Genomic DNA, 13127 nt, shown 5'->3' on the forward strand with positions numbered 1-13127 from the left:
GCCGGGCAATACCCTGGTATCCACACCATGCACCACGATATCCCCCACATCCTGAATGACCTGATCAACGGCACCTTGCCGCTGCGTCAGGTGCATTTCCCCCCTTCGGCTAAACCGCTCCCCCGAACGTCACCTTGCCTCGTGCTTAGCTTTGATACGGCCTGCGAAGCGTTATTTTTTTCATCCGGTAATATTCCGCTTCAACCCGCCTTTTCGCTCAACATCAGCTTCGGCAAGCAACAACTGACTCTTCAGCTCGAGCGCGACAACACGCTTTTGCAACAGCAACAGGTTGCCAGACGCGGGCCGCGAGTGGGCGCATTCCTTTTGCAGACGCTCGCTGAATTGCAAATGCAGCCAGACGATCGGGAAACGGCCAGACTGGTGGTATTAAGTTTGCTCAGCCACTGTCGCGATCTGCTGGGCAGCGATATCCATACCGCCAGCCGCAGCCGTGCATTATTTGAAGCGATTCGTCACTACATCGAAGAACATCACGCCTCTGCACTGACCCGTGAATCGGTGGCGCAGGCGTTTTATATTTCACCGAACTACCTTTCTCATCTTTTTCAAAAAACAGGCAGCGTGGGGTTCAACGAATATCTTACGCAAACACGCCTCGAGCACGCGCGTCAGCTTCTTAAAGGCTACGAGTTCAAAATCAAAGATATCGCTGCAAGCTGCGGATTTACGGACAGTAACTACTTTTGCCGTCTCTTTCGCAAGCACACTGAACGTTCCCCTTCCGAATATCGACGCCAGTATCACAGCCAGCTGATCGCCAAAAAGTAGCATTGTGATCGCTCTCTCACTTCGCCAGGGACATTACATTTATCCAGTATTTGGCAAAATTGACCTGTATTCGCCGCGACTGGGTGCGCCGTATCCTTTATTCAACCTTTCTGACTTAAGGAAAAATAATGGAACTGTACCTGGATACCGCCAACGTGGCAGAAGTTGAACGCCTGGCGCGCATTTTTCCCATTGCGGGCGTGACCACCAACCCAAGCATCGTAGCCGCCAGCGGCGAATCTGTCTGGGAGGTGTTGCCGCGCCTGCAGCATGCTATCGGCCCGGAGGGCAGGCTGTTTGCCCAAACCATGAGCCGCGACGCCGAAGGAATGGTGGCGGAAGCAAAACGGCTGAACAATGCCCTGCCGGACATCGTGGTAAAAATTCCCGTCACTGCACAGGGGCTCATCGCGATTAAAGCGCTGAAGAAAGAGGGAATTACCACGCTGGGAACCGCCGTTTACAGCGCCGCTCAGGGGTTACTGGCCGCGCTGGCAGGAGCGAAATATGTCGCACCGTATGTAAACCGCGTCGATGCGCAGGGCGGTGACGGCATTCGCACGGTACAGGAACTGCAATCCCTGCTGGAACAGCATGCGCCAGAGAGCATGGTGCTGGCTGCCAGCTTTAAAACGCCGCGCCAGGCGCTGGATTGCCTGTTGGCAGGATGTGAGGCAATCACGCTTCCCTTAGACGTAGCGCAACAAATGCTCGGCACGCCAGCGGTAGAGTCAGCCATAGAGAAGTTCGAGCAGGACTGGAAAAACGCGTTTGGTAACCTCAACCTCTAAGGGAGAAATGTTATGGACCGTATCATTCAATCGCCGGGGAAGTACATCCAGGGCGCTGATGTTCTCACTCGTCTCGGCGACTACCTGAAGCCGCTGGCGGCTCGCTGGCTGGTGGTAGGCGATAAATTTGTGCTGGGTTTTGCCGAAGAAACCCTGCGTCAGAGTTTTAAAAAAGCCGGACTCCATGCCGAAATTGCACCGTTTGGCGGCGAATGTTCGCAAAATGAAATCGATCGCCTGAAAAAACTGGCCGACAGTACCGACTGCCTGGCGGTGCTGGGTATCGGGGGCGGAAAAACGCTGGATACCGCCAAAGCGCTGGCGCACTTTATGGACGTGCCGGTGGCTATTGCCCCGACCATTGCCTCCACCGATGCGCCGTGCAGTGCCCTTTCCGTGATTTATACCGACAGCGGCGAGTTCGATCGCTACCTGATGCTGCCGCACAACCCGAACATGGTGATTGTCGATACCAGGGTGGTGGCGGGCGCACCTGCGCGCCTGCTGGCCGCCGGGATTGGCGATGCCCTGGCAACCTGGTTTGAAGCGCGCGCCTGTTCGCGCAGCGGCGCCACGACCATGGCGGGTGGCAAGTGCACGCAAGCAGCGTTAGCGCTGGCTGAGCTGTGCTACAACACGCTGGTTGAAGAGGGCGAGAAAGCGATGCTGGCGGCGGAACAACACGTGGTGACGCCTGCTCTGGAACGCATTATTGAAGCCAACACCTATCTGAGCGGCGTGGGCTTTGAAAGTGGCGGGCTGGCGGCGGCACACGCCATTCACAATGGCATGACGGCGGTGCCGGATGCGCACCATTTCTACCACGGTGAAAAAGTGGCATTTGGTACGCTGACGCAACTGGTACTGGAGAACGCGCCGGTAGAAGAAATCGAAACCGTTGCGGCGCTGTGCCATAGCGTCGGGCTGCCAATTACGCTGGCGCAGCTGAATATCAAAGAGGATATTCCGGCTAAAATGCGGCTGATCGCGGAGGCGTCCTGTGCCGAAGGGGAAACCATTCACAACATGCCTGGCGGCGTAACGCCGGATCAGGTCTATGCGGCGCTGCTGGTGGCGGACCAGTATGGACAGCGATTCTTGCAGGAGTGGGAGTAATAGAAAAGCCGGGTGGCGCTGCGCTTACCCGGCCTACATGGCACTTTAATTTGTAGGCCGGGTAAGGCGTAGCCGCCACCCGGCACAAGGGTTACTTCACGTCAAACCGATCCAAATCCATCACTCGCGCCCATGCGGCAACGAAGTCGCGGATGAACTTCTCTTGTGCATCGCTGCTGGCGTAAACTTCGGCCAGCGCGCGGAGGACAGCGTTGGAACCGAAGACCAGATCGGCGCGGGTGGCGGTATATTTCACTTCCCCGCTGGCGCGATCGCTACCGGCAAACAGCTCGTTTGAGTCGTCGGTCGCTTTCCACTGGGTGTTCATATCCAGCAGATTGACGAAGAAGTCGTTGCTCAGCACGCCCTCGCGGTTAGTAAACACGCCATTCTTGCTGCCATCGAAGTTTGCACCCAGCACGCGCAAACCGCCGATCAATACCGTCAGTTCCGGCGCGGTCAGGGTCAACTGCTGGGCTTTGTCGATCAGCAGCGACTCCGTGGTGGACACATCCACCTGTGCGCGATAGTTACGGAAACCGTCGGCAATCGGTTCGAGCAGGTTAAACATCTCGATATCCGTCTGATCCTGACGCGCATCCACACGACCTGGAGTGAACGGTACGTTGACGTAAACGCCTGCCGCTTTCGCCGCCTGCTCAACGCCCACGACACCCGCCAGCACAATGATATCGGCCAGTGACGCTTTGTTGGTGGTGCGCTGGATCGCTTCCAGAGCCGGTAATGCCCGCACCGCCGCGGCGTTAACGTCCCAGTCGCGCTGAGGTGCCAGCGCCAGACGCGCGCCGTTAGCGCCGCCACGCTTGTCGCCGCCGCGGAAGGTCGATGCCGACGCCCAGGCCACGGAAACCAGCTCGCTCACGGAGAGACCAGAGGCCGCGATTTCCGCTTTCAGGCTTTCAATATCTTCCTGCGTCGGATGGAACACCGGCTGAGGCAGCGGATCCTGCCAAATCAGATCTTCTTTCGGTACTTCCGGGCCGATGTACCGCGCTTTTGGCCCCATATCGCGGTGGGTCAGCTTGAACCACGCGCGCGCAAAGGCTTCGTTGAAGGCCTGCGGATCGTTCAGGAAACGATGGGAAATTTTCTCGAATTCCGGATCAAAACGCAGCGTCAGGTCGGTGACCAGCATGGTTGGCTTGCGTTTTTTCGACGGGTCGAACGGGTCAGGCATAATTTCCGGCGCATCCACGGCTTCAAACTGAATTGCGCCCGCCGGGCTACGCGTCTGCACCCATTCGTATTTGAACAGGTTCTCGAAGAAATAGTTGCTCCACTGGGTTGGGGTTTGAGACCAGATAACTTCCAGCCCGGAGGTGATGGCGTCAGCGCCAATACCGGTGCCGTGCGTGCTGGCCCAGCCCAGGCCCTGCGCTTCAATAGGCGACGCTTCAGGGTCAGTGCCCACGTGCGTGGCTTCGCCTGCACCGTGCGTTTTACCGAGCGTATGGCCGCCTGCAATAAGCGCAACGGTCTCTTCGTCATTCATGCCCATGTTGCCAAAGGTAGCGCGGATCGCCGCCGCCGCAGACAGCGGTTCACCACTGGCGTTTGGCCCTTCCGGGTTAACGTAAATCAGGCCCATTTCTGTGGCGGCCAGCGGGCGCTTCGCCAGCGCTTCCGGGTCACGGTGAGTCAGCCAGGCTTTTTCATCGCCCCAGTTCACGTCCAGATCCGGTTCCCAGACGTCTTCACGCCCGGCACCGAAACCAAAGGTGCGGAAGCCGGAGTTCTCCAGCGCCACGTTACCCGCGAGGATAAACAGGTCGGCCCAGGAGATTTTTTGTCCGTATTTTTGCTTAATTGGCCACAGCAGACGGCGAGCCTTATCCAGGCTGACGTTGTCAGGCCAGGAGTTCAGCGGCGCAAAACGCTGCTGACCGCGACCGGCACCGCCGCGACCATCAACGGAGCGATAGGTACCCGCACCGTGCCAGGCCATACGGATAAACAGACCCGCATAGCTGCCCCAGTCGGCAGGCCACCACGGTTGTGAGTCGGTTAACAGTGCTTTGAGATCGCCCTTTAGGGCGGAATAGTCGAGCTTACTGAATTCTTTGCGGTAGTCGAAGTCTTCACCCAGAGGGTTTGAACGGCTGGAGTGTTGATTAAGTAAATCGATGCGGAGTTGTTTAGGCCACCACTCTTTGCTGCCGGTACCTGCACCCGCGCTGTGATCGACGCCGCCCTGGTGGAACGGACATTTGCCGGCGGATGCCGCGTTATTGGTCTCGTCTGACATGCTCATCGCTATGCTCCCTTTACAGTGTTACCGTTACGATATACACCACTAGCGATAAGAGATAGTTGAATTAATCCACAGATTCGATAGCTAATACCTTTTAACTTTCTGTTCGAGTAAAAAACCCTCACTTTATGAGGGTTTTTTACTTTATAACGCCGGGCGGACACCCAGCGTATGGCAAATGGCGTAACTCATCTCCGCGCGGTTAAGCGTATAGAAGTGGAAATCCTTCACCCCTTCACGGCTTAAAATCTTCACCATATCCATCGCGATATTGGCCCCCACCAGCTTGCGTGTTTCCGAGTCATCGTCCAAACCTTCGTACATTTTGGACATCCACAGCGGAATGCGCACGTTGGTCATATCCGCGAATTTCTTCGCCTGTTTGAAGTTCGAGACCGGCAGAATGCCAGGGATGATTTCGACATCAATACCCGCCGAGACGCAGCGGTCGCGAAAGCGTAAATAGCTTTCCACATCAAAGAAGAACTGAGTAATGGCGCGATTGGCACCTGCGTCCACCTTACGCTTCAGGTTAAGCAGATCCGCCTGGGCGCTTTTCGCTTCCGGGTGAACTTCCGGGTAAGCGGCAACGGAAATATCAAAGTCAGCAACGTCTTTCAGCAGGGCAACCAGATCGGTGGCGTACATGTCCGGCTTACCGCTCCCCGGCGGCAGGTCGCCGCGCAGGGCAACGATATGACGAATGCCGTTGTTCCAGTAGTCCTGAGCAATCGCGCGCAGTTCATCAGGGGTGGCGTCGATACAGGTGAGGTGCGGTGCCGCTTCCAGACCGGTTCTATCTTTAATGCCCTTAATGATGCTGTGCGTGCGGTCTCGCTCACCGGAGTTGGCGCCGTAGGTTACGGAGACGAACTTCGGCTTCAGGCTGCTCAGGCGATCGATAGAGCTCCACAGGGTTTGCTCCATTTCACTGGTGCGCGGCGGGAAAAATTCAAAAGAGACGTTAATCTGGCCGTTTACTTCGGCCAGGCTCTGATTCAGGGCTTCCCGCTGGTTGGCGTGAAAAAAGCTCATACCTTACCTCTATCTTTCGCGTGTCATTGTTTGTTGTGTTGTGAACTTCTATACGTTTAGACGTCCAGATGTAAAAATGACGGAAAAGCGGGATGACGTCAACAGAAATAATCAACATTAACGGTGAGGTTTGTTCAGGGAAGATGAAGGGGATTCATGATGGGGGGTGAGAAGGCCCCTCACCCCAGCCCTCTCCCCTAAGGGGAGAGGGTTAGGGTGAGGGGTTACAGTAGCTTAGCCAGGCGATTAATGTCGGACTGAATGGCTCCGGCGGTCACATCGCGCCCCGCACCCGGGCCACGGATCACCAGCGGGTTATCGCGGTACCAGCGGCTTTCGATGGCGAAGACGTTATCGCACGGCAGCAGCGCCGCCAGCGGATGTTCAGGACGTACCGCCTCCACGCCCACGCGCGCTTTACCGTTCGCCTCGAAGCGCGCCACGTAACGCAGCACCAGGCCCATCTCGTTTGCCGCTTCCAGACGTTGCACCATCTGCTCGTTCAGCTCGTCGCCGTTCTCAAAGAAGTGATCGACAGATCCTTCCTCGCAGCCCGCAGGCACCAGAGACTCAACGCGTACCTGACCCGGCTCAATGTCGTAGCCTGCTTCACGCGCCAGGATCACCAGCTTGCGCATCACGTCTTTACCGGCAAGGTCAACGCGCGGATCCGGCTCGGTTAAGCCCTGCTGCCACGCCTGATCCACCAGGTCGGTGAACGGCACGGTACCGTCAAATTGCAGGAACAGCCAGGAGAGCGTGCCGGAGAAGATCCCGCTCAGCGCCAGAATGCTGTCGCCGCTATCAATCAGATCGCGCACGGTATGGTTAACCGGCAGACCTGCGCCAACGGTGGCGTTATACAGCCAGTGACGACCCGTTTTTTCGAACGCGTCGTGGATCTGGCGATATTTGTCAGTGCTGCTCGCGCCTGCCAGCTTGTTGGCGCTGATGACGTGGAACCCGTGGCTGGCAAAATCCAGATACTGATCGGCCAGTTGCTCGCTGGCGGTAACGTCCAGCACCACCAGATCGTCGTACGGGTGCGCGCGCATCCACAGGAACAGCGACTCTTCGTCCTGCTCAACCGCTTCATCGTTAAAGAAGGCCAGCGCCCGACTGGCGTCCAGCCCTTCGTAGTTCAACAGGCTGCGGCGGCTGTCCACCACGCCTGCCAGAATAAACTCAAATCCGGTACGCGCCGAAAGCGTCACCTGCTCGCGGGCGAACAGCTCCAGCCAGCGGGAACCGATGTTCCCTTTCCCGAACAGTACCAGGCCGATGCGTTTTTCCGCGCGGAACAGGGAGGTGTGCAGGCCCTGAATCAGGCTTTCGGTTGGCCCCTTGCGCAGAACGGCAACCAGGCTGATGCCCTCTTCCGACTGCCAGGTGAACTCCACCGGCTGCCCTTTCAGCTGCTGCCAGAAGCGGTGGCAGTGCAGCGGGTTACGGGTGACGCCCGCGCCCACCATTGCCACCAGCGCCAGTCCCTGACGCAGGCGAAGCTCGCCCGGCAGTCCCGCTTCATCCAGAATCTTCAGGGCGCTGTCCACCACTTCAGCGGTATAGCAGAACTGCAACAGCTGGCGATCGTTATGCACGCCAACGGCCAGCGGACGCACCTGGGCACGTTTCAGGATGGTGTCGATATCTTTGTGCGCCAGTTTGAAATCCTGGCCCGCAGGCACCTGGAACTCAATCAGGCAGATGTCATCGTGGCTGGTGACAATGCGCGCGCCCGTACCGGATGCCAGCACGCGCTCGATGCGAGTGGAACCCTGATCCGGCGTGTAGCTACAGCGTAGTTGCAGGTCGATGTCGCTGCCGGAAACCGGCTGTAGCGTGCGCGCGTGCAGCACTGGTGCCGCCAGACGCGCCAGCTCGCTCGCTTCGTCGAGACGCAGCAGCGGCAGCAGGCAGGCATCTTTTACTTTGCGCGGGTCCGCGCTGTAGACACCGGCCACGTCGCTCCAGATGGTGACGCGGGACACGCCCGCCAGGGCGCCAATCTGCGTTGCCGAGTAGTCAGAGCCGTTACGGCCCAGCAGTACGGTTTCACCTGCGTTGCTGCGACTGATAAAGCCGGTCACTACAATACGTTTACCCGGATGTTGCACCAGCAGCTGTTGCAGCAGCGGGTAGGACAACCCTTCGTCTACCTGCGGCTGTGCGGCGCGTTCGGCACGCAGGAAATCACGCGCGTCGAGCCAGGCGGCTTCCACGCCAAGATGTTGCAGCACGGCGGCCATCAGGCGCGCAGACCACACTTCACCATGGCCAACCACTTCCGCATACACCGCATCGGTAATGCCGCTGTCCAGCAGAGCTGCCAGACGCTCAAGGTCGTGCGTAAAAGCGCTTATCAGTCCGTCCGCCACGTCTGCAGGCAGCAAACCGGCAATCAGTTCACTCTGGTAACGACGTAAGGACTGTTGCACCTGATGCGCAGAGAGGCGATCGGTCTGGCTCAGTTTCAGCCAGCTAATCAGCTGGTTGGTGGTGCTGCCCGCCGCAGAGACAACCATCATGTCCCCCGGCTGTGAATACTCGGTCATGATCCCTGCGACACGCAGATAACATTTCACATCAGCAAGACTACTACCACCAAACTTGTGCAGCTGACGACCCTTCGCCCCTGCCTGCGCTATCACACTCATGATTACCCCTTGGCTGCGACCCGGAAGCCATTTTCCAGATCGGCAATTAAATCTTCAGAATCTTCAATACCGGTCGAGATACGCAGCAGCGTCTCGGAAATCCCGGCGGCGGCACGTGCTTCGGGTGCCATACCTGCGTGCGTCATGGTTGCGGCGTGGGAGATCAAGCTTTCTACTCCCCCTAAGGATTCCGCCAGCGTAAACAATGACAACCCGCTCAGGAAGCGACGCAGCGTTTGCTCGTCACCGTCCAGTTCAAAACTTAACATCGCGCCAAATCCTTTCTGTTGGTGCGCGGCAATCTCGTGCCCCTGGTTTTCCGGCAGCGACGGGTGATAAAGCTTCTTCACCAGCGGCTGGGTTTTCAGGAAATCCACGATCGCCTGGGCATTACGCTGCGCCACGTCCATACGCGGTGACAGGGTGCGGATACCACGCAGCAGCAAATAGCTGTCGAACGCGCCCGCGGTGACGCCAATGTTATTGGCCCACCATGCCAGTTCAGTGACAACATCAGGATCTTTGGCAATCACCACACCCGCTACCACGTCAGAATGGCCGTTCAGATATTTCGTGCATGAATGCAACACCAGATCGGCACCCAGTGCCAGTGGGTTCTGAAGGGCCGGACTGAGGAACGTATTATCCACTACACTTATCGCTCCCGCATCCCTTGCGAGCTGACAAATTTTCGCAATATCGACTACGCGCAACAATGGATTGCTTGGACTTTCCACCAGAACCAGCTTCGGCTGTTCGGCTAACGCCTGTTTCAGCGCCTGTTCGTCGTTTTGATCGACAAACAACACGCGGTAGCAGCCACGTTTCGCCAGGCTATCAAACAGACGATAGCTGCCGCCGTAGCAGTCGTGCGGCGCCACCAGCAGATCGCCAGGTTTCAGGAACACCGTGGTTACCAGGTGAATGGCAGACATGCCGGTATTGGTTAATACCGCCCCTGCGCCGCCTTCCAGTTCCGCCAGCGCGCGCTGGGTAACGTCACGCGTAGGATTGCCGCGACGCGAGTAGTCATGCGCGCGAGGTTCATTAAATCCGGTGAAATTATAGGTGCTGGAGAGATGAATTGGCGGGACAACGCAGCCGTACTGCTCGTCATCATTCAATCCGCTACGCACTGCGATGGTGGCCTGTTTACGCGTCATGGTGAGGCTTCCTGGCGAATGAGGTGAAAAGTCAGGCACCAGAGTAAACATTGAAAGTATGGACGTCAATACATCTGGACATCTAAACTTCTTTGCGTATAGATTGAGCAATGCGCAAATAGCCGTTAAAATTATATGCTTTAGGACACGCTACAGCGGCAATATCCGTGCCTCGGTATCGTCTCTACGGTAAACTACGCAAGATTACGGTTCAAAACTGATGGTTACCGGTTTTGCACCTTTAGATTAATGACTGAGAGGATTAAAGGTATCTCATGGCTGAATGGAGCGGCGAATATATCAGCCCATACGCTGAGCACGGTAAGAAGAGTGAGCAAGTCAAGAAAATCACGGTGTCCATTCCTCTGAAGGTGTTGAAGATCCTCACCGATGAACGTACGCGTCGTCAGGTGAACAACCTGCGTCACGCCACTAACAGCGAACTGCTGTGCGAAGCGTTCCTGCATGCGTTTACCGGCCAACCGTTGCCGAACGATGACGATCTGCGCAAAGAGCGCAGTGACGAAATTCCAGAAGAGGCGAAGGTGATCATGCGTGAACTGGGTATCGACCCGGATACGTGGGAATACTGATAAGCGGATACAAAAAAGGCACCTTGCGGTGCCTTTTTTTCGGGAAACTTATTTAGCGCCCGGGATGCTGAAACGCTTGTTGAAGCGGTCAACACGGCCACCGGTTGCAACATCACGCTGCTTACCAGTGTAGAACGGGTGGCATTTGCCGCACACGTCCAGGTTCAGATCGTGACCCACGGTAGAGCGGATCTGGATAGAGTTACCGCAAGAGCAGTTTGCAGTAATCATTTCGTATTTCGGGTGAATATCTTTTTTCATGGGAGAACCTCAGTTAAGGCCGCGTCGCTCTTCCAGCCCTAACGCCAGACACCACGCGATGTTGAATGTAAGTTCTTTGGCGTAAAGTACACCAAAGGCGGCGAATCATACAGAATTTAACCAACGTATGCAAACTGATCCGCACGCCGCTTTCACTAATGTGTATACTAACGCGCCACTTTTCAAGTCAGGAAGATTCGATGCCCGTCGCTCACGTTGCCCTGCCCGTTCCGCTTCCCCGCACCTTTGACTACCTGCTGCCCGACAGCATGAGCGCCAAAGCGGGCTGTCGCGTGACCGTGCCGTTCGGTAAACAGCAGCGCGTGGGGATCGTCGTCTCCGTCAGCGATAAAAGCGAGCTGCCGCTTACCGAGCTGAAATCGATCGTTGAAGTGCTGGACGATGAACCTGTTTACTCTCAAAGCACCTGGCGACTGCTGTTGTGGGCGGCAGATTATTATCACCATCCTATTGGCGACGTATTGTTCCACGCCCTGCCGATTATGCTGCGTCAGGGTAAGCGCGCCAGCCATGCGCCAATGTGGTACTGGTTTGCCACCGAGCAGGGTCAGGCGGTCGACATTAACAGCCTGAAGCGCTCGCAAAAACAACAGCAGGCGTTGGCCGCGCTACGCCAGGGGAAAATCTGGCGCCATCAGGTCGACGAGCTCGAGGTGAGCGAAACCGCGTTGCAGGCATTAAGGAAGAAAGGGCTGAGCGAGCTGGCCAGCGAAGCACCTGCCCTTCACGACTGGCGCGACGGCTTTTCCGTCTCGGGCGATCGCCTGCGTCTGAATACCGAACAGGCCACCGCCGTGGGCGCGATTCACAGCGCCGCCGATCGTTTCTCCGCCTGGCTGCTGGCGGGCGTCACCGGCTCCGGTAAAACCGAAGTGTATCTGAGCGTACTGGAAAATGTGCTCGCGCAGGGTAAACAGGCGCTGGTAATGGTGCCGGAAATCGGCCTGACGCCGCAAACCATCGCCCGTTTCCGTGAACGCTTTAATGCGCCCGTTGAGGTTCTGCACTCCGGCCTGAACGACAGCGAGCGCCTCAGCGCCTGGCTGAAAGCGAAAAACGGCGAAGCGGCGATTGTGATTGGCACCCGTTCCTCACTCTTTACGCCGTTTAAAAATCTCGGCGTTATCGTGATCGATGAAGAGCATGACAGCTCCTATAAACAGCAGGAAGGCTGGCGCTATCACGCCCGCGACTTAGCCGTGTACCGCGCCCACAGCGAGCAAATCCCCATTATTCTGGGGTCCGCCACCCCCGCGCTTGAAACGCTGCACAACGTTCGCCAGCGTAAATACCACATGCTGCGCCTGACGCGCCGCGCGGGAAATGCCCGTCCGGCCATTCAGCATGTGCTGGATCTGAAAGGCCAGCAGGTGCAGGCCGGGTTAGCGCCTGCGCTGATTAACCGCATGCGCCAACATTTGCAGGCGGGCAACCAGGTGATCCTGTTCCTGAACCGCCGCGGCTTCGCGCCTGCGTTGCTGTGCCACGACTGCGGCTGGATTGCCGAGTGCCCGCGCTGCGATCACTACTACACCTTCCACCAGGCTCAGCGCCATTTACGCTGCCACCACTGCGACAGCCAGCGTCCGGTACCCCGTCAGTGCCCGTCCTGCGGCTCAACGCACATCGTGCCGGTGGGTCTGGGGACGGAGCAGCTCGAACAGGCGCTGGCGCCGTTCTTCCCTGATGTGCCCATTTCGCGTATCGACAGGGATACCACCAGCCGCAAAGGGGCACTGGAGCAGCAGCTGGCGGAAGTGCATCGCGGCGGCGCGCGCATCCTGATTGGTACTCAAATGCTGGCGAAAGGGCATCACTTCCCGGACGTGACGCTGGTCGCCCTGCTGGACGTCGACGGCGCGCTGTTCTCCGCGGATTTTCGCTCCGCCGAGCGTTTCGCACAGCTTTATACCCAGGTTGCTGGTCGCGCCGGTCGAGCGGGTAAGCAGGGCGAAGTAGTGCTGCAAACGCACCATCCTGAGCACCCGCTGCTGCAAACGCTGCTGCACAAAGGCTATGACGCCTTCGCGGACCAGGCGCTGGCCGAACGTCAGACGATGCAGCTTCCTCCGTGGACCAGCCACGTCATCATCCGTGCGGAAGATCATAACAACCAGCAGGCGCCGCTATTCCTGCAACAGCTGAGAAATCTCCTGCAGGCCAGCCCACTGGTGGATAATCAGCTGTGGATTTTAGGCCCGGTACCCGCGCTCGCCCCGAAACGCGGCGGCCGTTTCCGCTGGCAACTCTTACTTCAGCACCCTTCGCGTATCCGTTTACAGCAGATCGTCAGCGGCACGCTGGCGCTGATTAATACCCTGCCGGAAGCGCGAAAAGTGAAGTGGGTTCTGGACGTCGATCCGATTGAAGGCTGAAGACGGATCGAAAAATTTAATGCGCCTCACACTTTTTATGAAAATTCTGTA

The 13127-nt window shown here is 57.5% G+C and carries 10 protein-coding genes; 5 read left to right on the top strand and 5 right to left on the bottom strand.

What is annotated here, in order from left to right; all coding sequences use genetic code 11:
• The first annotated feature begins 27 nt into the window (after positions 1 to 27).
• The 3 genes from ACNQ0T_RS16915 to gldA all read left to right on the top strand — a co-directional run bounded on the left by ACNQ0T_RS16915 (position 28) and on the right by gldA (position 2699).
• Positions 28 to 792 carry a helix-turn-helix transcriptional regulator gene (locus ACNQ0T_RS16915; RefSeq protein ID WP_023298892.1) on the top strand — a complete coding sequence of 255 codons (765 nt, stop codon included), beginning with the start codon at positions 28 to 30 and terminating at the stop codon, positions 790 to 792.
• A 128-nt stretch (positions 793 to 920) separates the two neighbouring features.
• A complete protein-coding gene (gene fsa, locus ACNQ0T_RS16920) occupies positions 921 to 1583 on the top strand; it encodes a fructose-6-phosphate aldolase (RefSeq protein ID WP_058646047.1) in 663 nt (220 codons plus the stop codon).
• A gap of 12 nt (positions 1584 to 1595) precedes the next feature.
• Entirely contained in the window at positions 1596 to 2699 is a 1104-nt protein-coding gene (gene gldA / locus ACNQ0T_RS16925) for a bifunctional L-1,2-propanediol dehydrogenase/glycerol dehydrogenase (RefSeq protein ID WP_023298894.1), read from the top strand.
• Positions 2700 to 2790: 91 nt separating this feature from the next.
• Here gldA and katG read toward each other — a convergent pair whose 3' ends face one another.
• The 4 genes from katG to metB all read right to left on the bottom strand — a co-directional run bounded on the left by katG (position 2791) and on the right by metB (position 9826).
• Positions 2791 to 4971, bottom strand: a complete 2181-nt coding sequence (gene katG, locus ACNQ0T_RS16930; protein ID WP_063148352.1) for a catalase/peroxidase HPI — start codon at positions 4969 to 4971, stop codon at positions 2791 to 2793.
• Positions 4972 to 5115: 144 nt separating this feature from the next.
• Positions 5116 to 6006: a methylenetetrahydrofolate reductase gene (gene metF / locus ACNQ0T_RS16935; protein ID WP_045308711.1), complete on the bottom strand. Its 891-nt coding sequence runs from the start codon at positions 6004 to 6006 to the stop codon at positions 5116 to 5118.
• A 224-nt stretch (positions 6007 to 6230) separates the two neighbouring features.
• A complete protein-coding gene (locus ACNQ0T_RS16940) occupies positions 6231 to 8663 on the bottom strand; it encodes a bifunctional aspartate kinase/homoserine dehydrogenase II (protein ID WP_023298896.1) in 2433 nt (810 codons plus the stop codon).
• Positions 8664 to 8665: 2 nt separating this feature from the next.
• Positions 8666 to 9826, bottom strand: a complete 1161-nt coding sequence (gene metB, locus ACNQ0T_RS16945) for a cystathionine gamma-synthase (RefSeq protein ID WP_417930257.1) — start codon at positions 9824 to 9826, stop codon at positions 8666 to 8668.
• Positions 9827 to 10101: 275 nt separating this feature from the next.
• Between metB and metJ the strand changes: the two genes are divergently transcribed.
• The gene (gene metJ, locus ACNQ0T_RS16950; protein WP_006179183.1) at positions 10102 to 10419 is read left to right on the top strand and encodes a met regulon transcriptional regulator MetJ; all 318 of its coding nucleotides are present in this window, start codon (positions 10102 to 10104) and stop codon (positions 10417 to 10419) included.
• 48 nt (positions 10420 to 10467) lie between these two features.
• Here the strand turns inward: metJ and rpmE are convergent, their stop codons facing one another.
• Positions 10468 to 10680 carry a 50S ribosomal protein L31 gene (rpmE, locus tag ACNQ0T_RS16955; RefSeq protein ID WP_003862040.1) on the bottom strand — a complete coding sequence of 71 codons (213 nt, stop codon included), beginning with the start codon at positions 10678 to 10680 and terminating at the stop codon, positions 10468 to 10470.
• A gap of 200 nt (positions 10681 to 10880) precedes the next feature.
• On the opposite strand from rpmE, the gene priA reads away from it, so the two are divergent.
• A complete protein-coding gene (priA, locus tag ACNQ0T_RS16960; RefSeq protein WP_048966387.1) occupies positions 10881 to 13076 on the top strand; it encodes a primosomal protein N' in 2196 nt (731 codons plus the stop codon).
• Positions 13077 to 13127: the final 51 nt, after the last annotated feature.

The organism is Enterobacter cloacae complex sp.6700776, assembly GCF_048284255.1.
GTDB classification, from domain to species: Bacteria; Pseudomonadota; Gammaproteobacteria; order Enterobacterales; family Enterobacteriaceae; genus Enterobacter; species Enterobacter intestinihominis.

Excerpts from the sequence above, each read along its gene's own strand:
- ACNQ0T_RS16915 (WP_023298892.1), top strand. The coding sequence starts at position 28 with ATGCACCACGATATCCCCCACATCCTGAATGACCTGATCAACGGCACC.
- fsa (WP_058646047.1), top strand. The coding sequence starts at position 921 with ATGGAACTGTACCTGGATACCGCCAACGTGGCAGAAGTTGAACGCCTG.
- gldA (WP_023298894.1), top strand. The coding sequence starts at position 1,596 with ATGGACCGTATCATTCAATCGCCGGGGAAGTACATCCAGGGCGCTGAT.
- katG (WP_063148352.1), bottom strand. The coding sequence starts at position 4,971 with ATGAGCATGTCAGACGAGACCAATAACGCGGCATCCGCCGGCAAATGT.
- metF (WP_045308711.1), bottom strand. The coding sequence starts at position 6,006 with ATGAGCTTTTTTCACGCCAACCAGCGGGAAGCCCTGAATCAGAGCCTG.
- ACNQ0T_RS16940 (WP_023298896.1), bottom strand. The coding sequence starts at position 8,663 with ATGAGTGTGATAGCGCAGGCAGGGGCGAAGGGTCGTCAGCTGCACAAG.
- metB (WP_417930257.1), bottom strand. The coding sequence starts at position 9,826 with ATGACGCGTAAACAGGCCACCATCGCAGTGCGTAGCGGATTGAATGAT.
- metJ (WP_006179183.1), top strand. The coding sequence starts at position 10,102 with ATGGCTGAATGGAGCGGCGAATATATCAGCCCATACGCTGAGCACGGT.
- rpmE (WP_003862040.1), bottom strand. The coding sequence starts at position 10,680 with ATGAAAAAAGATATTCACCCGAAATACGAAATGATTACTGCAAACTGC.
- priA (WP_048966387.1), top strand. The coding sequence starts at position 10,881 with ATGCCCGTCGCTCACGTTGCCCTGCCCGTTCCGCTTCCCCGCACCTTT.